General features: G+C 37.8%; 25 protein-coding genes. 21 read left to right on the top strand and 4 right to left on the bottom strand.

Annotated features, from left to right (window positions below; all coding sequences use genetic code 11):
• Positions 1–32: 32 nt before the first annotated feature.
• The 10 genes from BUC12_RS06875 to BUC12_RS06830 all read left to right on the top strand — a co-directional run bounded on the left by BUC12_RS06875 (position 33) and on the right by BUC12_RS06830 (position 11,850).
• Entirely contained in the window at positions 33–536 is a 504-nt protein-coding gene (locus BUC12_RS06875) for a hypothetical protein (protein WP_139262016.1), read from the top strand.
• Positions 537–564: 28 nt separating this feature from the next.
• Positions 565–2,685: a M3 family metallopeptidase gene (locus tag BUC12_RS06870; RefSeq protein ID WP_175552615.1), complete on the top strand. Its 2,121-nt coding sequence runs from the start codon at positions 565–567 to the stop codon at positions 2,683–2,685.
• Positions 2,686–2,963: 278 nt separating this feature from the next.
• Positions 2,964–3,788: an ROK family protein gene (locus BUC12_RS06865; protein ID WP_062177749.1), complete on the top strand. Its 825-nt coding sequence runs from the start codon at positions 2,964–2,966 to the stop codon at positions 3,786–3,788.
• Between the two features lie 167 nt (positions 3,789–3,955).
• Positions 3,956–4,843, top strand: coding sequence for a hypothetical protein (locus BUC12_RS06860; RefSeq protein WP_062177746.1), 888 nt, complete (start codon positions 3,956–3,958; stop codon positions 4,841–4,843).
• Between the two features lie 200 nt (positions 4,844–5,043).
• Positions 5,044–6,831, top strand: coding sequence for a translation elongation factor 4 (gene lepA / locus BUC12_RS06855; RefSeq protein WP_062177743.1), 1,788 nt, complete (start codon positions 5,044–5,046; stop codon positions 6,829–6,831).
• 105 nt (positions 6,832–6,936) lie between these two features.
• Positions 6,937–8,064, top strand: a complete 1,128-nt coding sequence (locus tag BUC12_RS06850) for a class-III pyridoxal-phosphate-dependent aminotransferase (protein ID WP_062177740.1) — start codon at positions 6,937–6,939, stop codon at positions 8,062–8,064.
• Positions 8,065–8,088: 24 nt separating this feature from the next.
• On the top strand, positions 8,089–8,595 hold the full coding sequence (locus BUC12_RS06845) for a flavin reductase (RefSeq protein ID WP_062177737.1): 507 nt from the start codon (positions 8,089–8,091) through the stop codon (positions 8,593–8,595).
• A gap of 123 nt (positions 8,596–8,718) precedes the next feature.
• Positions 8,719–10,611, top strand: coding sequence for a biosynthetic arginine decarboxylase (gene speA / locus BUC12_RS06840; RefSeq protein WP_062177734.1), 1,893 nt, complete (start codon positions 8,719–8,721; stop codon positions 10,609–10,611).
• Positions 10,612–10,754: 143 nt separating this feature from the next.
• The gene (locus tag BUC12_RS06835) at positions 10,755–11,036 is read left to right on the top strand and encodes a putative quinol monooxygenase (RefSeq protein WP_062177731.1); all 282 of its coding nucleotides are present in this window, start codon (positions 10,755–10,757) and stop codon (positions 11,034–11,036) included.
• Positions 11,037–11,049: 13 nt separating this feature from the next.
• Entirely contained in the window at positions 11,050–11,850 is an 801-nt protein-coding gene (locus BUC12_RS06830; RefSeq protein ID WP_062177728.1) for a helix-turn-helix domain-containing protein, read from the top strand.
• Positions 11,851–11,870: 20 nt separating this feature from the next.
• Here BUC12_RS06830 and BUC12_RS06825 read toward each other — a convergent pair whose 3' ends face one another.
• From BUC12_RS06825 to serS, 4 genes are all read right to left on the bottom strand, one after another.
• Positions 11,871–12,632, bottom strand: a complete 762-nt coding sequence (locus BUC12_RS06825) for an MBL fold metallo-hydrolase (protein WP_062177725.1) — start codon at positions 12,630–12,632, stop codon at positions 11,871–11,873.
• Between the two features lie 87 nt (positions 12,633–12,719).
• Positions 12,720–13,253 carry an SPOR domain-containing protein gene (locus BUC12_RS06820; RefSeq protein ID WP_062177722.1) on the bottom strand — a complete coding sequence of 178 codons (534 nt, stop codon included), beginning with the start codon at positions 13,251–13,253 and terminating at the stop codon, positions 12,720–12,722.
• 169 nt (positions 13,254–13,422) lie between these two features.
• On the bottom strand, positions 13,423–13,839 hold the full coding sequence (locus BUC12_RS06815; RefSeq protein WP_070808562.1) for a lipocalin-like domain-containing protein: 417 nt from the start codon (positions 13,837–13,839) through the stop codon (positions 13,423–13,425).
• Positions 13,840–13,850: 11 nt separating this feature from the next.
• A complete protein-coding gene (gene serS / locus BUC12_RS06810; RefSeq protein WP_062177717.1) occupies positions 13,851–15,122 on the bottom strand; it encodes a serine--tRNA ligase in 1,272 nt (423 codons plus the stop codon).
• A gap of 361 nt (positions 15,123–15,483) precedes the next feature.
• Here serS and BUC12_RS06805 point away from each other — a divergent pair, with 361 nt between their 5' ends.
• The 11 genes from BUC12_RS06805 to BUC12_RS06755 all read left to right on the top strand — a co-directional run bounded on the left by BUC12_RS06805 (position 15,484) and on the right by BUC12_RS06755 (position 23,962).
• Positions 15,484–16,521 carry a tetratricopeptide repeat protein gene (locus BUC12_RS06805; protein ID WP_062177712.1) on the top strand — a complete coding sequence of 346 codons (1,038 nt, stop codon included), beginning with the start codon at positions 15,484–15,486 and terminating at the stop codon, positions 16,519–16,521.
• Between the two features lie 43 nt (positions 16,522–16,564).
• Positions 16,565–17,116, top strand: a complete 552-nt coding sequence (locus BUC12_RS06800) for an RNA polymerase sigma factor (RefSeq protein WP_062177709.1) — start codon at positions 16,565–16,567, stop codon at positions 17,114–17,116.
• A 126-nt stretch (positions 17,117–17,242) separates the two neighbouring features.
• On the top strand, positions 17,243–17,578 hold the full coding sequence (locus BUC12_RS06795) for a hypothetical protein (protein ID WP_062177705.1): 336 nt from the start codon (positions 17,243–17,245) through the stop codon (positions 17,576–17,578).
• 21 nt (positions 17,579–17,599) lie between these two features.
• Positions 17,600–18,049, top strand: a complete 450-nt coding sequence (locus BUC12_RS06790) for a hypothetical protein (RefSeq protein WP_062177701.1) — start codon at positions 17,600–17,602, stop codon at positions 18,047–18,049.
• Positions 18,050–18,209: 160 nt separating this feature from the next.
• A complete protein-coding gene (locus BUC12_RS06785) occupies positions 18,210–18,836 on the top strand; it encodes an EcsC family protein (protein WP_062177699.1) in 627 nt (208 codons plus the stop codon).
• 73 nt (positions 18,837–18,909) lie between these two features.
• Entirely contained in the window at positions 18,910–19,653 is a 744-nt protein-coding gene (locus BUC12_RS06780; RefSeq protein ID WP_394333928.1) for an MlaE family ABC transporter permease, read from the top strand.
• A gap of 1 nt (position 19,654) precedes the next feature.
• The gene (locus tag BUC12_RS06775; RefSeq protein ID WP_062177694.1) at positions 19,655–20,431 is read left to right on the top strand and encodes an ABC transporter ATP-binding protein; all 777 of its coding nucleotides are present in this window, start codon (positions 19,655–19,657) and stop codon (positions 20,429–20,431) included.
• Positions 20,432–20,464: 33 nt separating this feature from the next.
• Positions 20,465–21,238 carry an exodeoxyribonuclease III gene (locus BUC12_RS06770; RefSeq protein ID WP_062177692.1) on the top strand — a complete coding sequence of 258 codons (774 nt, stop codon included), beginning with the start codon at positions 20,465–20,467 and terminating at the stop codon, positions 21,236–21,238.
• 168 nt (positions 21,239–21,406) lie between these two features.
• Entirely contained in the window at positions 21,407–22,168 is a 762-nt protein-coding gene (gene sufC / locus BUC12_RS06765) for a Fe-S cluster assembly ATPase SufC (RefSeq protein WP_062177689.1), read from the top strand.
• Positions 22,169–22,323: 155 nt separating this feature from the next.
• Positions 22,324–23,664, top strand: coding sequence for a Fe-S cluster assembly protein SufD (gene sufD, locus BUC12_RS06760; RefSeq protein WP_062177686.1), 1,341 nt, complete (start codon positions 22,324–22,326; stop codon positions 23,662–23,664).
• 7 nt (positions 23,665–23,671) lie between these two features.
• Complete coding sequence (locus BUC12_RS06755; protein ID WP_062177683.1) at positions 23,672–23,962, top strand: DUF1272 domain-containing protein; 291 nt, start codon at positions 23,672–23,674, stop codon at positions 23,960–23,962.
• The last annotated feature ends 5 nt before the right edge of the window (positions 23,963–23,967 follow it).

The following is a 23,967-nucleotide window of genomic DNA, read 5'->3' as shown; positions in this document are numbered from 1 at the left end:
CCACAGATGCAGACTCTGAAATTGATATAATTATGAACTATTTAAGAACGACAACATTACTTTTCATTTTTCTTTGTTCCATAATTCAAACAAATGCACAGAATGATGTGTCCGACGAATTAATGAAGCAAGGGGTATGGTTTCTTTATGCTACGCGTATCGAAGAAAAGACGGCAGATAATGAATCGATCAGTCAAGACGAGTTTTTCAAAAAAGACGATGTCTCGAGTATGTTTTTCGAGAAAGACAAGGTATACTCTGTGTACAGCAAAATAGGTAATGATGTATTGGAAGACGGTTGGAAAATTGTAGATGATACCCATTTTGTAATGGTTGGGCCGGATGACGGCTCGGCTCAAATGATGGAGATTCTGGAACTTTCTTCCGAACGGCTGGTTATTAAAAGTTGTAACGAAATAGATAATTTGGTTTCGTGTACCCAGTTTACCTATCTTTCATCAAAAGATAAATGGCCTACTGACACTGAAATAGATAATATGAATGCTGCAAGTATGGCTGATAGTACCTCCGAGTAAAATAAAATTTTGACATATTTACATATTTATGAAGAAACTCTTAATTGTATTAAGTTTAGCTCTGTGTGCATCAACAAATGCACAGGATAATCCAAACAACATTAAAATGGATGCAAAAAATCCTTTTCTGGAAGATTTCAAAACACCGAAAGGTACTCCCCCATTCGACCTCATCAAAAAAGAAGACTACAAACCGGCCTTCATCAAAGGTATCGAACAACAATCACAACAGATAGAAGCAATAGTAAATAACAAGGCTGCTGCTACTTTCGATAATACAGTTCTTGTATTAGATGAAAGCGGAGAGATTCTCGACCGGGTATCGACTGTATTCGGTGCCATACGCGGAGCCGATAGCGATCAGGACATTCAGACAATTGCAGAAGAAATATCCCCACTGCTATCTGAACACAATGATAACATTTACCTGAATGAAAAACTATTCAGCCGTATCAAAACTGTTTATGATGACAGCTTGAACACAAACCGAACAACAGAACAAAAACGCTTGATAGATAAGTATTACAAGTCATTTGTACGTTCGGGTATTGCTTTGAACAAAGAACAGAAAGACCGTTTACGCCAGATCAATAAAGAGCTAAGTCTACTCTCACTTTCGTTCGGCAAAAACCTATTAGCCGAAACTAATAATTTTCAGTTAGAAATTGATAATGAGCAGGATCTAGCGGGACTTCCTGCTGATGTGGTCTCAGTCGCAGCACAAACAGCTAAAGCTAAAGGACTAGACGGGAAATGGGTATTTACCTTAAGCAAACCAAGCTGGTTGCCTTTCCTTCAATATGCTGATAACAGAGCTCTGAGAGAGAAACTGTATAAAGCAATGTACAACCGTTGCAACAATAACAATCAATTCGACAATAAGCAGATTATCAGCAACCTTGTTAATCTTCGTCTTGAAAAGGCAAATCTTTTGGGATATAATTCTCATGCCGACTATGTGTTAGCCGAAACAATGGCTAAAACTCCGGATAATGTATTTGATCTGTTGAACAAGTTATGGGAATATGCACTTCCTCAAGCTAAAAAAGAAGCAGCTGAATTACAAAAAATGATCGACCGTGAGGGAGGTAATTTCAAACTCGAGTCATGGGATTGGTGGTATTACACTGAAAAACTTCGCAAAGAAAAATACTCTTTAGACGAAGAGGCTATACGTCCTTACTTCATGGTTAATAATGTTCGTGACGGAGCATTCTTCGTAGCGAATCAACTGTACGGAATTACTTTTAAGCCATTGAACGATGTTTCTGTATACGAAAAAGATGTTCAGGTATTTGAAGTTAATAATGCCGATGGATCTTATATCGGTATACTTTACCTCGACTTTTTCCCACGCACAGGCAAACGCAATGGCGCATGGATGAGCAGTTTCCGTAAACAAAGTGTCAAAAACGGGGAATTCATCCACCCTATCATATACAATGTCGGGAACTTTGCTATGCCTACCGAAGATAAACCTTCGTTGCTGACATTGGAACAAGTAACTACTTTGTTTCATGAATTTGGACACGGACTACACGGACTTCTTTCGCATGTCAATTACAATGGTTTGTCGGGAACAGCTGTATCAAGAGATTTCGTAGAGCTTCCCTCTCAGATATTCGAGCACTGGGCTTTACACCCCGAAGTATTGAAAATATATGCTAAGCATTATCAAACGGGAGAGGTAATCCCTGCCGATCTAGTAAAAAAGATGCAGGAAGCAGCGAATTTCAATCAGGGATTCGAAACAACCGAATTAGTTGCAGCCGCAATCCTCGACATGAAATGGCATGTAATTACTGCGTCCGAAGAATTTGATGTTGATCAGTTTGAACAAGATAAAATGAATGAGATCGGTCTGATTTCTGAAATTATTCCCCGATATAAAAGTACATATTTTGCACATATATTCGACGGAGGATATTCTGCCGGATACTATAGCTACCTTTGGTCTGAAGTGCTTGATGCTGATGCTTTCGAAGCATTTGTAGAGAAAGGTATCTTTGATCGCACTACAGGACAATCTTTCCGCGATAATATATTATCAAAGGGAGGATCTGAGGATCCGATGGTATTATATAAAAAATTCAGAGGAGCAGAACCCAATCCGATCTATTTATTGAAAAACAGAGGATTCGTAGAATAAAAAATATGAGAAAAAGAAAAAGAGCTGTTTCCAATTATGGAGGACAGCTCTTTTTGTATTTTTCGTAAAAATAGTTCTCTATTTTCTCATATTTCAATACTTATGTTCTTTTTTTATTCGGTAATTAATGGACAAGAACTTATGTTTTTCCGATTGCTTAACTTATATTTGCATAACCCAATGGAATTTCTTCGCTGAAATCCAATATACTGATTATTAAATGCTAAATAAATAGCAGGTGTTTAGCCGGGTGCTAAGAAGTATTATCAGAAAATGACATGAGAATAGGTGTAGACTTAGGAGCAACAAATGTTCGCGCAGGAGTTGTAGATGGAGGTATTATTCATAAAATAGTATCAGATCCTTTTCCTTATGATAAATCGGAACAAGAGACAATTGATAGTCTTATTAATACTATCAGGAAAGTAATGAATTCCAATATCAAAGGTATAGGTATAGGTGTTCCTTCTATTGTAGATGCCAGGCACGGCATAGTTTACAATACTATAAATATACCATCATGGAAAGAAATATTCCTGAAAGAAATATTAGAATCCGAATTTCAGGTACAGGTTGTAGTGAATAACGACTCTAACTGTTTTGTTTTCGGCGAACGGTACTATGGCGAAGCCACCATGTACCAGAATATTGTCGGTGTGATTTTGGGAGCCGGTGTTGGAGCCGGTATTATTGTCAATAATATGCTTTATGAAGGTATGAATACCGGTGCCGGGGAGATAGGTAGCTTATCTTATCTCGACAGCGATTATGAAAGTTATTGTTCGGCTCACTTTTTTCAAAGATTTAACACAACAGGACATGTACTCCTGCTCAGAGCTAACAATAATGATCCGGAAGCATTGAGGATATGGGAAGAGTTTGGATTCCATGTAGGGAATCTTCTAAAAGCAGTTCTATCAGTTTATGATCCGGAAGCTATCGTTATCGGCGGAAACATAGCGCCGGCATTCAATTATTTTGCTAAAACTATGTATCAACAACTGGACACATTCTTACACCCTCATATCATTAAAAGTGTCGAAATACTTGTCTCACGAAAAGAAAATATAGGATTATTAGGTGCAGCAGCCCTTATCCCTTAATTGTCCTACTCTATACAAAATAAATAAAGAGGGAAGTAACCATACTTCCCTCTTTTATTTCGGAACCCGGACGTTTGCTCTTTGGTTAAATGATTCTTTGTATATCTTTGCAAGCCGAAACTAGGGATTATTCATTTTTTTATACTAAATCAAAACACTCTTTTTTTATGAAAAAATTCTTTTTGTACACTTTAGTTGGAGCTTTCCTCCTAACATCATGCACATCCGGTAACAAAACGGACAGTAATAATGCGAGTACAACAGAAGCTAAACAAGAAACTGTTGCAAAACCCATACCGCCAAAGTCGGAAGGACCTATAAGGGTTTTATTTGTAGGGAACAGCCACACCGAATATTTCGCAAGTTTTCCGTTGATGCTCGAGGCTCTGGCTAAAGAAAACGGTAAACAAGTTGAAGTTGCAACACTAATAGAAATGGGTGTCAGCATCGACAAGATATTGTCGGCAAACAAAGCGAAAGCAAATAAACTTTTTGCTGAAACCGATCAGGATGGGAACTACTTCGACTATGTAATCTTACAGGAATCAACCCCGGTAGCTGCTCAAGATGAAAAGCAATATATAGCCGACTGTAAATCTATCCATGACCTGATCATCAAGAACAGTCCTGATGTAGCAGCATATATCTACGAACTTATGTTCCCTATCGATTATGAAGATTCTGATTATGACGACTACCAGAAAGTATTGAGTGATAATGCCGTAAAAGTAGCAAAAGCATTGACTAACACAGGTATCCTTAAATTTGCAACTGCTTTAGGTGCCGCTTATCAAGGGAAAGAAGGGTATTCTGCCGAGAAAGAAGGCAAGGATGTATTACGCCACACCGACAGTTCTCGCCATATGTTGAATGATGCAGTTTTCTTAAACTCAATCGTTTTATATCAAACATTATTCGGAGAAACGCCTAAAATACCTCAACAACTACCTCTTGCAACCGGAACAGGGGACAGGGATGAGATCGCTTTAATGGATGTAGCTAAAGGAATATCCAATCCTCAAGCTTTAGAAAAAATCGCTGCTTCGTACAAATAAAATAACTTAGTCAGCTATAAATCAAAATCCCCGGATACCTGTATGATATCCGGGGATTCTTTTGTGGATATACAGGCTGACATTGTGATTTTATAACTCAATGTTATTTCGAGACTGTAATTCTTTGTGTATATTTGCAATCCATAAATTGGGGTAGTGTATCTCAATGATAAAAAATCAACAGATTGCCTTTCTAGAAGATGAATAAAATACGTAATTTTTGCATTATAGCACATATTGACCACGGTAAAAGTACTTTGGCTGACCGTTTACTGGAATACACTAAAACTGTAGAAGGTAAAGACCTGCAAGCACAGGTGTTGGACAATATGGATTTAGAGCGAGAGCGTGGTATCACAATCAAAAGCCATGCTATACAAATGCAATATACATACCAAGATGAAACATATATACTGAACCTGATAGACACTCCGGGACACGTCGATTTTTCCTATGAGGTATCACGGTCTATCGCTGCATGCGAAGGTGCACTGCTTATAGTAGATGCCGCACAAGGGATACAAGCTCAAACCATATCGAACTTGTATATGGCTATCGATAACGACCTTGAGATCATCCCGATCTTAAATAAGATAGACTTACCGAGTGCCATGCCCGATGAAGTAGAAGACCAGATTATTGAACTACTTGGATGTAAACGTGAAGAAATAATCCGCGCCAGTGGAAAAACCGGACAAGGTGTTTATGATATACTAGATGCTATTATAGATCGTGTTCCCGCACCTAAAGGTGATCCGGAGGCTCCCTTACAAGCATTGATCTTCGACTCGGTTTTCAACTCATTCCGGGGAATCATAGCATATTTTAAAATAGTAAACGGGAGTATCCGTAAAGGGGACCTTGTAAAATTCTTCGCGACAGGTAAAGAGTACGATGCCGACGAAATTGGTGTACTCAAACTCGATATGTCACCTCGTGAGGAAGTAACCTGCGGAGATGTCGGGTATATCATATCGGGTATAAAAACATCGAAGGAAGTAAAGGTAGGTGATACTATCACTCATGTGAAAAATCCTTGCGAAAAAGCGATCGATGGCTTTGAAGAAGTAAAACCAATGGTGTTTGCAGGGGTATATCCTATCGAAAGTGAAGATTTTGAAGACCTGCGCGCTTCCCTCGAAAAACTGCAATTGAATGATGCCTCCCTGACATTCCAACCCGAATCGTCGATTGCCCTTGGTTTTGGATTCCGTTGCGGATTCCTCGGACTACTGCATATGGAAATTATACAGGAACGTCTCGACAGAGAATTTAATATGGATGTAATTACTACCGTCCCCAACGTTTCGTATCTTGTATATGATAAGAAAGGCAATGTAAAAGAAGTGCACAACCCGTCGGGACTCCCCGATCCTACTCTTATTGACTATATAGAAGAACCATATATACGGGCATCGGTGATTACCAATACGACCTATATCGGTCCTATTATGACCCTCTGTTTAGGGAAAAGAGGTATACTCCTCAAACAAGAGTATATATCGGGAGACCGTGTAGAGATTACATACGATATACCTCTAGGTGAGATCGTTATCGACTTTTATGACAAGTTGAAAAGTATCTCGAAAGGATATGCTTCTTTTGATTACCATATGCATGATTATCGTCAGGCAAAGCTTGTCAAGATGGATATTCTGCTTAATGGTGAACCGGTGGATGCACTATCTACATTAACCCATCAGGATAATGCCGTAAATTTTGGTAGGCGCATGTGTGAGAAATTGAAAGAACTTATCCCACGCCAACAATTTGATATTGCTATACAGGCAGCTGTCGGAGCAAAGATCATAGCCCGTGAAACTATTAAGGCAGTACGTAAAGATGTAACGGCAAAATGTTATGGAGGTGACATCTCGCGTAAACGTAAACTTCTGGAAAAGCAAAAAGAAGGAAAGAAACGTATGAAACAAGTGGGTAACGTAGAAGTTCCACAAAAAGCATTCCTTGCTGTTTTGAAACTGGATTAAAAGAAAGCATTTCAACAGAATATACTTTTTATAGCTTTGGTAAATAAAGACAAAGCTGATCATAAGTTTAGATATACTATTAATAGTTTCTGCTACTTACATATAATGAAAAAAATCATACCCTTTTATCCCTCTGCGGAAAAAGTATTGGTAAAATCTGAGGGATATTATCAGTATGATTCGGATGGTAAGCAATATATAGACTTCGAATCGGGGGTATGGTGTGCCAATATCGGACATTCCCACAAAAGAATTACGGAAGTTATAGAGAGACAGACTAAACTAGCTATTCATCACGGATATAAATTCACGAATCGATTTGCAGAGGACTTATCTGAACAACTATTAAGGATAACAGGTTTACATAATGGTTCCAGTGTTTTTCTTAGTTCGGGTTCCGAGGCTGTAAATCTGGCTATTTCTTTAGCTCGTCATCTGACAGGGCGTAAAAAAATACTGAAAATAGATAATACCTATTTGAGTGCATACGGCTGGGGACAAATTTCTGAAGAAAACGAAAATATTGTCAACATCAGGTTTAACAAAACAGACGATATTTCGAATATCGATTTCAGAGATATTTCTGCATTTGTTCTGGAGACAGGAGGTGCATCAATAGACATTGTCCAATTTCCGGAATATGAGTTTGTCCGAAAAATTGTCAATCTGGCGAAAGAAAATAACTGCATGATTATTGCAGAAGAAGTCACAACCGGAATGGGTAGAACCGGAAAATGGTATGGATATCAGCACTACAATATTCCTGTTGATATAGTAGTATCCGGTAAAGCTCTGGGAAATGGTTTTCCGATCAGTGCGATAACTATCAGTAATGATGTACTCAGACAATTCGAGAATAAACCTTTTCGTTATGCCCAATCTCATCAGAATGATCCGTTAGGCTGTGCTATCGCTTTGGAAGTTATTAAAGTTATAGAAGAAGAGAAGCTTGTTGAAGCTTCTTTGAATATGGGTGTTTATTTCAAAGAACAACTGGAGAGAATCAAGCAGAAACATTCCGGAAAAATAAAGGATATACGGGGTAAAGGGCTGATGATGGCTATAGAACTTGAAATGGATATTGATGGAGAAAATATTCATCACAGATTGTTCGAGAACGGAATAATAACCGGATACAAAAACAATTCTATACGACTGCTTCCCCCTCTTAATATATCTACAACTGATCTGGATACTTTGGTTGACAGATTAGATTTGTTATTAGTAGATTAAGAATCTTATTAAACAAGTACTGATATGGATAACTTCAAAGAAATAAAAGCTAATGAGTTGAAATTTTCGCCTTTTGATCTCAAAAACGAATGGATGCTCGTTACTGCCGAAAAAGACGGAGTAGTCAATACAATGACTGCCAGTTGGGGCGGACTAGGTATTATGTGGAACAAGGAGGTAGTATTTGTTGTTATACGTCCACAGCGTTATACTAAAGAGTTTGTAGACAATGCTGATTCTTTTTCCCTGACATTTTTCGATAATTCATTTAAGAAGAAGCTTGCATATCTGGGAAATGCCTCCGGACGGGACGAAGATAAAATCTTAAAAGCAGATTTACATATTATCCATGACAATAAAGTTCCATTCTTCGAGGAAGCGCATACCAGTATTTTTGCGAGGAAATTGTTTGTACAGGAAATAACCGAAAATTCTTTTTTAGAGAAAGGCTTAATCGGCCATTGGTATCCAAGCAAAGACTTCCATTACTTATATATAGCAGAAATAACCAAAGTATTGGAAAAGGAATAAATTTGTAACACATTTCGAAGTCGTAACAGCCCTTGATTTGTTACGCTTTATAAAATAATAAAAGAGGTCTGGTACCTTAGTTTTCAGAGTATTAATTTTATAAAAAGGAGGCTATTTGCAATAATGAGAAAATGGCGTATTGAAGATTCGGAAGAATTGTATAACATCACCAGTTGGGGTGTTAATTATTTTTCAATCAATGACAAAGGTAATGTCATAGTTACTCCACGTAAAGACGGAGTAGCAGTTGATCTTAAGGAACTAGTTGACGAGTTGCAGTTACGGGATGTAGCAGCACCTGTATTAGTTCGTTTTCCGGATATTTTGGATAACCGTATCGAGAAAATCTCGACGTGCTTTCAGAAAGCATCAAAAGAATATGGTTATCAGGCTCAGAACCATATTATTTATCCGATCAAGGTTAATCAAATGCGCCCTGTAGTAGAGGAATTGGTCAGTCACGGTAAAAAGTTTAATATCGGACTCGAAGCCGGCTCTAAACCTGAGCTACACGCTGTAATCGCAATCAATACCGATCCCAATTCTTTAATTATCTGTAACGGATATAAAGACGAAAGTTATATAGAATTGGCATTGTTAGCTCAAAAGATGGGTAAACGCATATTTATTGTTGTCGAGAAACTGAACGAATTGTCCCTTATAACCCGAATAGCTAAACGTCTGAAGATTGAACCGAATATCGGAATACGTATCAAATTAGCGAGCAGCGGAAGTGGAAAATGGGAAGAATCGGGTGGAGACGGCAGTAAGTTTGGGCTCAATTCCAGTGAATTATTAGAAGCACTGGCTTTTCTTGAGAAAAACAATATGCAATCGTCTCTTCGGTTGATCCATTTTCATATTGGCAGTCAGATTACAAAAATACGACGCATCAAAACCGCTTTGCGTGAGGCATCTCAGTTCTATGTACAACTTCATTCATTAGGTTTTAATGTTGAGTTTGTAGACATCGGCGGAGGCTTGGGTATCGACTATGACGGAACACGCTCTTCTCACAGCGAGAGTAGTGTAAACTATAGCATACAGGAATATGTAAATGACTCAATCTCGACAATAGTAGATGCCGCCGATAAGAATAATCTGCCCCACCCTAATATCATAACTGAATCGGGGCGTTCTCTGACAGCACATCACTCCATATTGGTATTCGAAGTTCTCGAAACAGCCGGATTACCCGAATGGAATGAAAATGAAGAAATTGCAGAGGATGATCACGAATTAGTTCGTGAACTGTACCAAATATGGGACGACCTGAATCAGAGAAGTATGCTCGAAGCATGGCACGATTCGCAACAAATAAGGGAAGAAGCGCTTGACCTATTCAGCCTCGGAATGGTAACATTGAAAACACGGGCTCAGGTAGAACGTTTATACTTTTCTATCGCCCGCGAAGTGTGTTCGATGGCAGGAAGAATAAAACATGCTCCCGAAGAATTGAAACAATTGTCGAAGCTTTTACCGGATAAATACTTCTGTAACTTCTCACTGTTCCAATCTCTACCGGACTCATGGGCTATAGACCAGATATTTCCGATCATACCGATACACAGATTAGGTGAAAAGCCAGACAAGATGGCAACATTACAAGATGTAACTTGTGATTCGGACGGAAAAATTGACAATTTTATCCCCGCTGCTAACCAGTCGGCATATCTACCTGTACATTCTCTGAAAAAGAATGAACCTTACTATTTAGGAGTTTTCCTTGTAGGTGCTTATCAGGAGATTTTAGGAGACCTTCATAATCTGTTTGGTGACACTAATGCTGTACACGTTTCGGTTGACGAATCGGGCTATAAGATTGAACAAATGATCGATGGTGAAACTGTTGCAGAAGTTCTTGATTACGCGCAATACAATGCAAAGAAATTGGTTCGGACTGTCGAAACATGGGTGACAAGTTGTGTAAAACAAGGGTCGATAACAGTAGAAGAAGGCAAAGAATTCTTGTCCAATTATCGTTCGGGACTGTACGGATATACTTACTTAGAGTAAGTTCCATCTTTCGAGATAAAACTCTCATCGGGCAAATTTTATTATAAATTTGCCCGATGTCGTTTTTTTACAATCATAGAATATAGGTCTTTAATACTTTTACTCCAGAAAAAAATTTATTAATCGACCTAATTTTTATCAAGATGGAACAAGTTATAATCGCGCAGTTTTTTGTGAAACCAGAATGTATTGATAAATTTAAAGCTGAAACAGTAGACTTAATAAAAGGAACAAGATCAGAATCGGGCTGTTTATTTTATGAACTATACCAATCTATCGAAAGTCCGACAGATTTTATCTTTTATGAAAAATTTAAAGATTCCGAAAGTTTTAATTTTCACTTAAAAACCGGACATTATTTATCTTTTTCTGCTGTGTTGAATAGTCTACAGTCGAAAGAAGCCATTGTTAAAATTATCGCTTGATAGCTTAATAATAATGCAGTATACATATTACAAACCGCCAATATCTTTACGGCCTTATATCGACAGGTATTGGCGTTGTAATTCCAATGGAGAAAAATCGCCCGGATTATTCCCTTTATTTACAGGTACAGGGCTTGATCTATTTATACACTTTTCGTCTTCATTTCGTACAGAGGAAAATATATTGCCAACATCTCATATTTTTTGTCCGCGAAAACCAATCTTAATATCCTCTGATGGAGATTTAGACTTTCTGGCGATCAGATTCAGGAGTGGAGCGTTCCGCCATTTCTGCTCGTTAAACTTTAAAGAATTCTCCAATAACTTTCTTTCATTTAATGAGATTTGGGCTAACGAAGGGAAAAATACTGTAGATAGACTACAGGAAGAACAATTATGGAGCCGTAAAATAGATATATTAAATGATTTCTTTTTAAAGCAATTCTATAAACATAGTAGTATTATCCCCCTACTTGATCATTCAATCTCTTATATTTATGGGAATCACGATAGTCTTTCGCTAGGCTTATTAGCTAAAGATTTAAATATCAGCCTTAGGCATTTTGAACGTTTATTCAAAAATGAATTTAATATCAGTCCGAAAAAGTTTCAGATTACGAGCCGGTTCCAAGCGACTATCAGAGCATTGCTACTATCGCCTGATAAAGACTATTTACAGATTGCTTTAAATAACGGTTATTTCGACCAGGCGCATTTTATCAAAGAATGCAGGTTATTATCGGGTATGCCACCTTTAGAGATACTTAAGATGAAGGAACAAAACGCACATTTCTATTTTAAAAGTTTGCCCTAAAAGTATACGGATAAAAGAGATTAATCCATAGTTTCTATTTCCTGCCCGTCATAAGCTAAATACACATTTTCGGGTAGTGTTTTCTCAACTTCGGCATGTAAGCCTATATGGTGGCTCATATGGACAAAATAAGTACGCTTAGCACCTATTCGTTTAGCTTGAATCAATGCTTCTGCGAGATTTTGATGTGATATGTGTTCTTTGATACGAAGGGCATCCATTACAAGAATGTCTAATCCCTGAAGTTTTGAGTATTCTTCTTCCGGAAGGGTTTTCATATCCGTAAGATAAGCCATATTTCCTATTCGATAGCCGAATATAGGGAGTTGGGCATGCAATACACGGATAGGGGTAATCTCAATATCTCCTAATAAAAAAGATTTATTCTCGAGCCTGCTCAATATTAAATTGGGAACTCCCGGATACTTGTACTCTGAAAAACAATAAGGTATACGTTTTACGATGGCATCAGCTACATACGATTCGGCATACACTTCTATATCTCCAAAACGGCAAAAAGGACGTAAATCATCTATACCTCCTACATGATCGTAATGCTCATGTGTAATAAGAAGCCCTGCAATAGGTTCGTATTCGGTCTGTAGCATCTGATACCTAAAGTCGGGCCCACAATCGATGAGTATATTTTTACCTCTTGTACGGACCAAGACAGATGCTCTCAAGCGCTGATCGCGTTTGTCCGACGATTTACACACATCACAATTACATCCTACTTCGGGTACCCCTGTTGATGTACCTGTGCCTAAAAAACGAATCTGCATAATGATTATTAAAGAATCAAACAAAATGGCTATCCTGTTTTCCAGAAATAGCCATTCGTTTTAAAGTTTTATATATCTTCCCAGTTTTTAATATTGTCTTTGAAGTATCCAAAGATCATCGAAAGGTATACCGTAAGTTCTTCTTAGAACATCACTCGAACCTTTTGCCAAATATTTGTCACGGATAGCATTTCTACTGTTTACAGCAGATGCCTTATCATCGTAGCTGGCAATAATAACACGATACATACCTTGTTCGTTCTGAGCCAAGATAATGCTGTATCCTTCTTGTTCCATTCTAGCTTTTAGAGCCTCTGCATTTGGTTTTACACTAAGTGAAGCAATTACTACACTGTAAGCTCTCAGACCTGCTGCATCCGAATCGTAAACCGGTGTAATTTTTTCAGATCTAACGGCTTCGTTCGAAACATCTGAGTTATATACGGGATAAGCCGGCGTAGAAGGTTGTGCAGCAGCAGAATTACTGGCTGTTTTATTTTCTTCTAATTCTCTTTCTTTTGCCGATTCGTATATAGATTTATATGCGCTTTGCTTAGGCTTACAAGAGCCAAATGCAACCAGCAAAGACAACATCAATCCAAACCCTAGTAGTTTATTCATAATCTCACTGTTAATAGTTATTTTACAAAAGTAATAAATTTAGTTTATATGGAATAACAGCCCAATACTTAAAATAGTTTAAACATTTTCTGCTAATATCCTTTAAATAATGATAAGAATTATATCTTTCGACCTCATCAGATAGTAAAATAATAGCTGAACAAGCCTCTCAATACTTGCGGAAATAGTAAGTATCTCCCTCGAATTCAAGCTCAAGAGTCGATGACGAATGCTTCTTGATTGTAAAAGTACGTATCAGGGTATCCCAATCCAACCCGGCTGTATCATCGTTCGGCTCAAATGAGTCTCTGTTTACATCTATTTCCAATTTCTCATCCGATACAGAATAATTACCGAAACAGGTAAATGTCTGTGTGTTTGTCTTCAATCTCAGATAACGAAAAACATCTTTTTTGAAAGAATAAAAGACAGTATCAACTTTGACGCTTTTTCCATTGGCCATTTCTATTGTCTGTAATTGCCATTGCCCTTCTATACCACTTTCTTTGTAATCGTCTCCGCACGATGACAGAAGTAGAACTACAGACAGTAATACCATGTAAATATTTAATTCTTTCAATCTCATTTCAGTCTATATCAATCTATTATATCAAATCCTGTATAAGGAACTAATGCTTTGGGTATATGTATACCATCAGACTTCTGGTTATTTTCGAGTAAAGCTGCTACAATACGTGGCAATGCTAATGCGCTTCCGTTCAATGTATGCACCAGTTGGGTCTTTTTATCAGTTGTACGATAGCGGCATTTCAAACGGTTTGCCTGATAGCTTTCGAAGTTGGAAACGGAACTTACTTCCAGCCATCGCTGTTGTGCTGCTGAGAATACTTCAAAATCGAACGTCAAGGCTGAAGTAAAACTCATATCGCCTCCGCATAACCGGAGTATACGCCAAGGTAGTTCGAGCTCTGTAACCAGAGACTCTACATAAGCAACCATTTCCTTGAGCGATTCATAAGAATGTTCGGGCGTATCTATACGAACAATTTCCACCTTATCGAACTGATGCAGGCGGTTAAGCCCCCGTACATCCTTTCCGTATGAGCCTGCCTCACGGCGAAAACATGCCGAATATGCTGTATTTTTTATCGGCAGGTCTTTTTCTTCCAGAATAGTATCCCGGTAGATGTTGGTTACAGGTACTTCGGCTGTAGGAATCAGATAAAGGTCGTCTGCTGTTGCGTGGTACATCTGTCCTTCTTTATCGGGCAATTGCCCTGTTCCATATCCCGATGCTGCATTTACAACATATGGTGGTTGTACTTCAAGATATCCGGCTTCACGAGCCTTATCCAGAAAGAAGTTTATAAGTGCGCGCTGTAAACGTGCGCCTTTTCCCTTATATACAGGAAAGCCTGCTCCGGATATTTTCACACCCAGTTCAAAATCGATCAAATCGTATTTCTTTGCTAAATCCCAATGGGGAACAGCACCTTCTTCCAGTTGGGGTACAATTCCACCGGTCTTCTCTATGACATTATCTTCAGCTACACGTCCTTCCGGAACCTCATCAGATGGAATATTGGGTAATAAAACCAATAGCTCCTGCAATTCACGTTCCGCTTCTTTAAGATTGGCTTCTAAACTTTGGATACGGACTTTTAGTTCCTGTACAAAATTCCGCTCAGTTTCGGCTTCTTCTTTTTTACCTTCTTTCATTAAAGCGCCAATACTCTTCGATTTAGAGTTCACTTCCGACAACAGGCCGTCTAGTTCCGACTGAGTTTCTTTACGTCTTTTATCTTCATCCAGTACTTTATAAACCAATTCTTTGGCATCGAAATGCTTTTTTGCCAGTTTCAAGATAACCGCTTCCGGATTATCATTGATAGTCTTCAGTGTTAACATCTTCTTTCTATATAATTATTTATTAGCTCATTATCAAGCTTTAATAAAAAAAGCACCTTATTCACACCTCATCTGTAAATTGCAGATTTGGTTTAGCTCACAAAGGTAAAATATTTTAAGCTTTTTTTGCACCAAACTCCAGACTTAATTAATATCAAAGTAAAAAAAGGAACCGTTTAGAATTTTTACAGAACATGTCTTTTCGAATCATTAGATTATAAGCTACTTTTTTCTTAATTTTACACGCTTTTAGTATTTGACCTGTATTTTTAGGGTTAAATTATTTCTCAAAGGCTGCAATGCTTTTATTGTCAGTTATATGTAAAATATATCTGATTTTTACACACATATATAATTCGGGATGCGTTTTTTACTTATTTCATTTTTTATTTTCATCTCTTGCTCATTAACAGCATACTCTCAACCTTCATCGGATAAATTAATCCGTAAAGGAGTTAGCTTACACGATAAGGGTAGATACAATGATGCTATCAGCTATTATCAGCAAGCATTAAAAGCAAACCCTTCGTCTATGTCTGCCACTTACGAAATGGCTCTTTCATATCTGATGCTGAAGGATTACGATAATGCTCTAAAATATAGTACCAAGGTTATCAATGCCAACTTCAAGCCTCTTTTAGTAGATGCGTACTGTGTAAAGAGCACGGCTTTATCGGAAATGAACAAACTGGATCAATCTATTAAGTTATTGAATGAAGGGCTGGAGAGATGTGGCGATGAGTATTTGATACACTATAATCTGGGGTTAAGTTACTTCAAAATGAAGAACCTTAGGTTATCTATCTATCATTTACAAAAGGCTATAGAAATAGATACCACACATCCCAGTGCTTTCCTATTATATGCGTATGTATTAAGTGATTCGGAAAGATGGGTACAAAGCTTCATGGCATTCCATTTCTTCCTTTTACTCGAACCTAATACTGACAGGTCTAAAGATGCATTCGGCGAGATGTATGATATAATTACTCAAAAAATACCGAATGGCTCGCCTCTTTTGACTCCGGAAGATGGTATCGACCGTCAGAAGTTATATGACCAATTAAGAAATATACAACCCAAGATAGACGACCAGCGTTTCCAATATGCTTTTTTCGAACAAGCGTCACGCCAGATATTTTTCACACTAGGACAGATGCAAGACGATTCGCGTAAAGGTCTTCTTTGGGATTTTTTCGTTCCTATCTATTCTGAAATTTTAGAATCCGGATATTTTGACACCTATTGCAGGTATACAAGCGTTTCTTATTTCCCTGTTTCACTCGAATGGTGGAACAGCAACACAAATAAAGTTGATGGATTCATCTCATGGTTCGAAGACGGACAAGGTACAACAGCCAACGACAATGACGATTTCGGGGACGACTCCGACATGTGATAATCCAATATTTTATTATTTGCCTTATATTTGAAAACAAATTATGACCGAAGAAGCCGAACATAAATTGATCGACAGGTTACAGGATCCGAAAGAGCAAAAAGCAGCTTTCAGTGATCTTGTAAAGGCTTTCAGTGAACAACTGTACTGGCAGATAAGAAAGATGGTATTATCTCATGATGATGCAAATGATGTATTACAAAATACATTTATAAAAATCTGGACAAATCTGGACTCATTCCGTGGCGATGCTAAATTAGTAACATGGCTATACCGAATAGCTATAAACGAAAGCATTACCTTTATCAATAAACAAAAACAGTCCCAGAATATAGCTATCGACGACGACGATTCCTTCCTGCTTTCGAAACTCGAAGGTGATTCGTATTTCGACGGCGATGAAGCCCAATTGAAGCTACAGAAGGCAATACTTACTCTTCCGGAGAAACAAAGGATTGTATTTAATATGAAATATTTTGACGACATGAAATATGAAGATATGTCGAAAATACTCGACACATCCGTAGGTGCATTAAAAGCATCCTACCACCATGCCGTAAAAAAAATTGAAGAATTTTTATCACTACCCAATTAAACCTTTTGTTTTTTGGTTAGTCTATTAATATGTAAAGATCAGAAATCAATAGTATATACTAACTGTAAGCTATTGTATTTCTGCAAAAAAGTAAGTTGAGACTTTATTATAAAGAAAGGAGAATATATGCTAAACGACAATGACAAAAGAAATCCGTTTAGAGTTCCCGAAAATTATTTTGAGAACTTTAATCTCGAGATTATGGATAAGCTCCCCGAAAAGGCTCCTTCGGTAAAGAAAGTGCCTCTGTGGAGATCTATCACGACTTGGTCTGCGGCTGCAGCTGTATTTGTTGCCGTATCACTGGTAGGTATCAATTATCTGGAATCGAACAGTTCACACCCAACGTCCATAGAATCTGGCTCTACTACTGACACTACGGCTTCTCTCGAAAATGATTATTATGATTTTATCGAAGAGGAAGCTACGTTACTCGCTTATAAAGATTCTTTTTATGAATAATTTTTAATTCTGAACAAGATTATGTCAAATTCAAAATTTAAATATACACTCTTAACACTGTTGCTTCTTTTGAGTTGTAACATACAATTGTTGGCCCAAAAAAATGCTTTCGATATAAATGATTTCAAAAAGAAGAAAGCTGAATTTATAATTAAGAAAACAGGACTGACTGACGCCGAGGCAAAAGCATTTATCCCCATTACGAACGAATTAATGGATAAACGTTTCGAAATAAACAGAGAGGTTAGAAAGAATGTACGTGAACTCCGGAAAAAAAATAATAAGACCGAAGCGGATTACGAACGCTTAATCAATGAAAGTACAGAAGCGAAACTAAAAGAAGCCCAGTTAAATAAAGAATATCTGGTTAAATTCAAAAAAGTACTTTCTGCCGAAAAAATATACAAATACCTACAGGCAGAAGAGGACTTTATGAAACAGACGCTCAGTAACAGGCACGGTCGTAAGTAGACTTAAACAACATCAATATATTTTATTAGGACGGAATAAGCGTAATGCTTGTTCCGTTTTTATATCTGACCGGATAAATTTAATAATATTAGATTTTCTTAAATATATAATCCCATATCTTATTATATATTTGATATTCAAATCAACATAAATAAATAATATGTCAAATAATAAAAGTATCACCACAAAACTCCTGGACTGGGCTTATAATAAGGCCTTGACAGGGTTCAGCGGTACCGAATCAGCATATTCTCTGGCGCACAATTATATGATTACCCAGGGAACACTTGAACAAAAGGCTGACCGTCTGATTAAATGGCAGGTAACCAAATCTGCCACAAGCGGATTTATCACCGGATTCGGAGGTTTTACCATGATGCCATTTGCAGTTCCGGCAAATATAGCCAGCGTGATATACATACAAATAAGAATGATTGCCGCTATTGCTTATATGGGTGGTCATGACTTGCAAAGCGACCGGGTAAAATCGATGATCTATATATGTATGGCAGGCAACGGAGCTAAAGAATTGGCAAAAGAATCGGGGATAAAAGCCGGTGAAAAAATGATTAGAAAAGCAGCCCAAAAAGCCGCAACTAAAGCCGGAGGTAAAAGCCTGGGGAATATTACAAAAATGATTCCGTTCATGGGGGGTATCATAGGAGCTTCGTTCGATGCAGCCACGACTAAAATAGCAGGGAATATAGCGAAAAAAACATTTATCAATAACGATAATGGGATGGTTAATATTAACGAACCCCAAAGCATGAACACCGTAAATCTGTAATTTTTTTATACCTTTGTCCAGTTGATAAGTTATCAATCGTAATTAGTCACAAGCAGAAATAACCAATCATATGTTGCTAAGTTCATTCGAAAAACTGGGACAGTATATCTTATTGATGCGGAAAGTATTCACCCGTCCTCAAAAATGGAGAGTATTTTTCAATCAGCTAATAAAGGAGATCAATAAATTAGGGGTAGATTCAATCAGCATTGTTATTATAATTTCGTTATTTATCGGTGCTGTAATCGTAATACAAATCGCGTTAAACATATCCAATCCCCTTCTACCCCGTTATACTGTCGGGTTTACTTCCAGAGAGATTATTCTTCTCGAATTCTCATCAACCATCATGTGCCTCATACTAACAGGAAAAGTAGGTTCGAATATTTCATCCGAAATAGGGACTATGCGAGTTACCGAACAGATCGATGCACTTGAAATAATGGGAGTTAACTCTGCTAATTACCTAGTATTACCGAAAACTATCGGGTTAATGGTATTTGTTCCCGTACTAGTCGTATTGAGTATGTTCTTCGGTATACTCGGAGGGTTTGCCGTGTGTTTTATAACCCATGCTGTGACTATTGTCGACTTTGAATACGGGCTCCAAAGCTTCTTCAAAGAATTCTACATTTGGTATGCCATCATGAAAACTATATTTTTCGCTTTCTTAATAGCCTCCATATCTGCATACTATGGATACTATGCCAAAGGAGGGTCGCTTGATGTAGGTAAAGCCAGTACAAATGCCGTTGTTATTACGAGTATACTGATACTTATTTCAGACTTAGTAATCACCGATTTAATGATGGGATAAGATGATAGAAGTAAAAAATCTGAGGAAATCATTCGAAGGTCGTGAAGTACTCAAAGGAGTAAGCATGATATTCGAAGAAGGCAAAACAAACCTGATTATCGGACGAAGCGGTTCGGGTAAAACGGTATTACTGAAAAATCTGGTTGGACTGATGCGCCCTACCAGCGGTTCGATACTTTATGATGGGAGGGATCTCACAAAACTGTCTACAGCCCAGATGAAAGCTTTGCGTCAGGAAATGGGCATGATTTTTCAGGGATCAGCACTTTTCGATGCAATGACAGTGTTCGAAAATGTTTATTTTCCGCTAGATATGTTTTCTTCCATGTCTAGAAGCGAAAAGAAAGAAAGAGCCCAATTTTGTCTCGATCGTGTAAACCTTTCTGATGCAGGACACTTATATCCTTCTGAAATAAGTGGAGGTATGATGAAACGTGCAGCCATAGCCAGAGCCATATCGCTCAACCCGAAATATCTGTATTGCGATGAGCCCAACTCGGGTCTCGATCCGCAGACATCTCTGGTTATAGACCAGTTAATACATGAGATTACTACTGAATTCAAAATCACAACCATAATAAATACCCACGACATGAACTCCGTTATGAATATCGGAGAAAAGATTTTCTTTATAAAGGAAGGTAATCTCGAATGGGAAGGTACAAATCAGGATATACTGATGGCTGATAATGAAGCCCTGAATGACTTTGTATTCGCTTCCGATTTGTTTAAAAAGGTAAAAGAGGTTGAGATTAAAGAAATTAGAGATCAAGAATAAATTCTTTTTTCACATATTCTATTTTTTACATTCATGAAGATTATATCATATAATGTCAATGGTATTCGTTCGGCCGCAAGTAAAGGTCTGCATGACTGGCTCGAGATTTCACAACCTGATGTAGCTTGTTTTCAGGAACTAAAAGCACAAGAAGATCAGATTGATACTGTAAGCTTGAATTCGATAGGATATCCTTATTGTTATTTTCATCCGGCTAAAAAGAAAGGGTATAGTGGCGTAGGCCTTATCTCTAAAACCCAGCCCGATCTTGTTAAGATAGGAATGGGAATAGAAAAATACGATGACGAAGGCCGCGTAATCCGTGCCGATTTCGGTCCATTAACTATTATCTGTGTTTACATGCCGTCGGGTACAACCGGCGATGCCCGCCAGGCTTTTAAAATGGAATTTCTGGCCGACTTTACTGTCTTTATTTCCGAATTAAGAAAGGAACGCAAAGAAATACTGATTTGCGGAGACTACAATATATGCCACAAGGCTATAGATATAAACAATCCGGAGAAACATACCACAATGTCGGGCTTCCTTCCCGAAGAAAGAGAATGGTTCGATGGTTTTGTTGCTACGGGAATGATCGATACTTTCCGCGTATTCGACAAAAGCCCCGAAAGATATACATGGTGGAGTTTTAGAGCCAGAGCTAAGGGTAAAAACCTGGGCTGGCGGATCGATTATCATTTATTATCCGAAGAAGCCAGACACAGGCTGAAAAGCGCATCCATATTCCGCGAGATCGAATACTCAGACCATTGCCCGGTTAGAGTGGAACTGGATATGACCTTATAAATTTATTATATCCTCAATAGAGACGGTATAGTAAAACTTTTTACTATTTTCGTTGTTCTAAATCACAAATTAACTCTGTTTAAGAATAAATTTGTCTCTGGCAAGATATCCTTGTCTGGATGAGAGCCGGAAAAGCCCGGTTTTATTCATATAATTTATTAAAGTATAATGACTAAATTATTAAGTATAAAGAATCTACATGCAAATGTAGAAGGAAATGAGATTTTAAGAGGTTTAGACCTTGAAGTAAAAGAAGGCGAAATCCATGCTATCATGGGACCTAACGGAGCCGGAAAAAGTACTCTTGCTTCAGTTTTGGTTGGTAACCCTGCTTTCGAAGTAACTGAAGGTGAAGTAGAATTTCAAGGTAAAGACCTGCTTGAACTTGATCCTGAAGAAAGAGCCTGCGAAGGTTTGTTCCTTAGTTTCCAATATCCGGTAGAAATTCCGGGTGTAAGTATGGTAAACTTTATGCGTACAGCGGTAAACGAAACCCGCAAACATAAAGGATTAGACCCGATTCCCGCTTCAGATTTCTTAAAATTAATGAAAGAAAAACGTGAATTAGTTGAACTGGACAGTACACTTGCCAGCCGTTCGGTTAACGAAGGTTTTTCCGGAGGAGAAAAAAAGCGTAACGAAATATTCCAGATGGCTATGTTAGATCCTAAATTAGCCATTTTGGACGAAACAGATTCAGGTCTCGATATCGATGCTTTGCGTATTGTTGCAGCAGGTGTAAATAAGCTGAGACGCAAAGACAATGCTACTATTGTAATTACTCACTATCAACGGTTACTAGACTATATTAAGCCCGATTTTGTACATGTTCTTTACAAAGGGCGTATTGTGAAAAGTGCAGGCCCGGAACTAGCTCTTGAGCTTGAAGAAAAAGGCTATGACTGGATTATTAAAGAATATAAAGACTGATCTCCGGATTAATGATTTATATTAAGTAAAGGCAAATATCTTATAACGTATTTTCAAATCATAACAAATGGTATTGCTCTTTACTTGCAAAAGTAATAAATAGGTTTGAGACCTTTATTCTTATTTTATTCACTACATTTTATAGTAAAGATTCGATGATAGAAACTCAATATATAGACTTGTTTAACCAACATCGCGATCTTATTGACAGTAAATCAGCCAATGTGCTGAACAGTCAACGGGATAAAGCGTTCGAGGTTTTCAAAAAAATAGGTTTTCCCAACCGGCAACTCGAAGACTTCCAATATTCGGATGTCGCAGGAGAGTTTGCCCCTGATTTCGGTGTTAATTTAAACCGTTTTCCTGTAAAAGTAGATCCTTATAAATCATATAAATGCAATGTTCCTGAATTATCAACCAATCTATTCTTTCTTTTGAATGATGGTTTTCATGGAGCAGGCCTTCCCGAAATGGATTTCCCTTCCGGTGTATTCATCGGAAGCCTTAATGATTTTGCGGAACAGCACACTGATATTTGTGCTAAATATTACGGCAAGATCGCCCAAATAGAAAAAAACGGAGTTGCAGCTTTCAACACCATGTTTGCTCAAGATGGTTTTGTTGTATATGTTCCCGATAATAAAGTTATCGAGCATCCTATACAGCTGATCAATATACTTACCGCTAATACGGATTATCTGGTAAACCGCCGCCTACTGATTATCGTTGGTAAAAATGCACAGGTAAAAATGTTAGCTTGTGACCATACTGTCACTGACAATAAGTTTTTGGCAACACAGGTTACTGAGATATTTGCTGATGATGATGCACATGTAGAGTTTTACGAACTGGAAGAAAACTCGAATCAGGTAACTAGACTTTCTTCGACATTTGTAAAACAAGGTAAGAATTCTACTACTTTATTAAATAACATCACATTAAACTGCGGATTTACCCGTAACAATTATAATGTGGTTCTTGGTGGTGAGCATTCGGAAGCACAAGTTGCCGGTGTTGTTATTTCCGATAAAGAACAGCATGTAGATAACTTTGTCTTTATGGATCATGCTAAACCACATTGTACAAGTACACAGTTATTTAAATACGTTTTACAGGATCATTCCAAAGGAGTTTTCTGTGGACGTATACTTGTAGAGAAGGATGCGCAGAAAACACAAGCCTATCAGACTAACAATAACTTATGTGCCTCTCATGATGCCCATATGTATTCAAAACCTCAGCTCGAAATATATGCTGATGATGTAAAATGTTCACATGGACTGACAACCGGTCAATTGGATGAAGATGCATTATTTTATCTTCGCGCAAGAGGTATTGCTAAAGCTGATGCCGAACTGCTATTAATGCAGGCGTTTACTGCTGATGTTTTGAAACTAATACATATAGATGTGCTGAGAGCCCGTCTTGAAGAATTAGTCGAAAAGCGTTTTAGAGGGGAAGATGCCCGGTGCGGGGATTGTGCTATTTGTAAATAATTTGACGATGCTTGATATAAGAGCTTGTTGCGAAAATTGTGGTAAAAATCTTCCTTACAACAGTACAGAAGCTATGATATGTTCTTTCGAATGTACTTACTGTAAAGATTGTGTGGAGAAGGTATTCTTTAATGTCTGCCCCAATTGTGGTGGTGGCTTTGAAAGGAGGCCTATAAGACCACAAAGCTATCTGGACAAATATCCAATTTCGGGCAAGCGTATTATAAAGCCGGTTATTGAAAATGAATTTAGAGACTTGCTCGAAAAATTCAAGAATATAGAACCTAAGGACAGGTAAAAGAT

The sequence above is a fragment of the Indolivaga macrotermitis genome (genome assembly GCF_900128985.1).
GTDB lineage: Bacteria > Bacteroidota > Bacteroidia > Bacteroidales > Dysgonomonadaceae > Dysgonomonas_A > Dysgonomonas_A macrotermitis.
This window is presented reverse-complemented; position numbering and strand designations above follow the sequence as displayed.

Excerpts from the sequence above, each read along its gene's own strand:
- BUC12_RS06875 (WP_139262016.1), top strand. The coding sequence starts at position 33 with ATGAACTATTTAAGAACGACAACATTACTTTTCATTTTTCTTTGTTCC.
- BUC12_RS06870 (WP_175552615.1), top strand. The coding sequence starts at position 565 with ATGAAGAAACTCTTAATTGTATTAAGTTTAGCTCTGTGTGCATCAACA.
- BUC12_RS06865 (WP_062177749.1), top strand. The coding sequence starts at position 2,964 with ATGAGAATAGGTGTAGACTTAGGAGCAACAAATGTTCGCGCAGGAGTT.
- BUC12_RS06860 (WP_062177746.1), top strand. The coding sequence starts at position 3,956 with ATGAAAAAATTCTTTTTGTACACTTTAGTTGGAGCTTTCCTCCTAACA.
- lepA (WP_062177743.1), top strand. The coding sequence starts at position 5,044 with ATGAATAAAATACGTAATTTTTGCATTATAGCACATATTGACCACGGT.
- BUC12_RS06850 (WP_062177740.1), top strand. The coding sequence starts at position 6,937 with ATGAAAAAAATCATACCCTTTTATCCCTCTGCGGAAAAAGTATTGGTA.
- BUC12_RS06845 (WP_062177737.1), top strand. The coding sequence starts at position 8,089 with ATGGATAACTTCAAAGAAATAAAAGCTAATGAGTTGAAATTTTCGCCT.
- speA (WP_062177734.1), top strand. The coding sequence starts at position 8,719 with ATGAGAAAATGGCGTATTGAAGATTCGGAAGAATTGTATAACATCACC.
- BUC12_RS06835 (WP_062177731.1), top strand. The coding sequence starts at position 10,755 with ATGGAACAAGTTATAATCGCGCAGTTTTTTGTGAAACCAGAATGTATT.
- BUC12_RS06830 (WP_062177728.1), top strand. The coding sequence starts at position 11,050 with ATGCAGTATACATATTACAAACCGCCAATATCTTTACGGCCTTATATC.
- BUC12_RS06825 (WP_062177725.1), bottom strand. The coding sequence starts at position 12,632 with ATGCAGATTCGTTTTTTAGGCACAGGTACATCAACAGGGGTACCCGAA.
- BUC12_RS06820 (WP_062177722.1), bottom strand. The coding sequence starts at position 13,253 with ATGAATAAACTACTAGGGTTTGGATTGATGTTGTCTTTGCTGGTTGCA.
- BUC12_RS06815 (WP_070808562.1), bottom strand. The coding sequence starts at position 13,839 with ATGAGATTGAAAGAATTAAATATTTACATGGTATTACTGTCTGTAGTT.
- serS (WP_062177717.1), bottom strand. The coding sequence starts at position 15,122 with ATGTTAACACTGAAGACTATCAATGATAATCCGGAAGCGGTTATCTTG.
- BUC12_RS06805 (WP_062177712.1), top strand. The coding sequence starts at position 15,484 with ATGCGTTTTTTACTTATTTCATTTTTTATTTTCATCTCTTGCTCATTA.
- BUC12_RS06800 (WP_062177709.1), top strand. The coding sequence starts at position 16,565 with ATGACCGAAGAAGCCGAACATAAATTGATCGACAGGTTACAGGATCCG.
- BUC12_RS06795 (WP_062177705.1), top strand. The coding sequence starts at position 17,243 with ATGCTAAACGACAATGACAAAAGAAATCCGTTTAGAGTTCCCGAAAAT.
- BUC12_RS06790 (WP_062177701.1), top strand. The coding sequence starts at position 17,600 with ATGTCAAATTCAAAATTTAAATATACACTCTTAACACTGTTGCTTCTT.
- BUC12_RS06785 (WP_062177699.1), top strand. The coding sequence starts at position 18,210 with ATGTCAAATAATAAAAGTATCACCACAAAACTCCTGGACTGGGCTTAT.
- BUC12_RS06775 (WP_062177694.1), top strand. The coding sequence starts at position 19,655 with ATGATAGAAGTAAAAAATCTGAGGAAATCATTCGAAGGTCGTGAAGTA.
- BUC12_RS06770 (WP_062177692.1), top strand. The coding sequence starts at position 20,465 with ATGAAGATTATATCATATAATGTCAATGGTATTCGTTCGGCCGCAAGT.
- sufC (WP_062177689.1), top strand. The coding sequence starts at position 21,407 with ATGACTAAATTATTAAGTATAAAGAATCTACATGCAAATGTAGAAGGA.
- sufD (WP_062177686.1), top strand. The coding sequence starts at position 22,324 with ATGATAGAAACTCAATATATAGACTTGTTTAACCAACATCGCGATCTT.
- BUC12_RS06755 (WP_062177683.1), top strand. The coding sequence starts at position 23,672 with ATGCTTGATATAAGAGCTTGTTGCGAAAATTGTGGTAAAAATCTTCCT.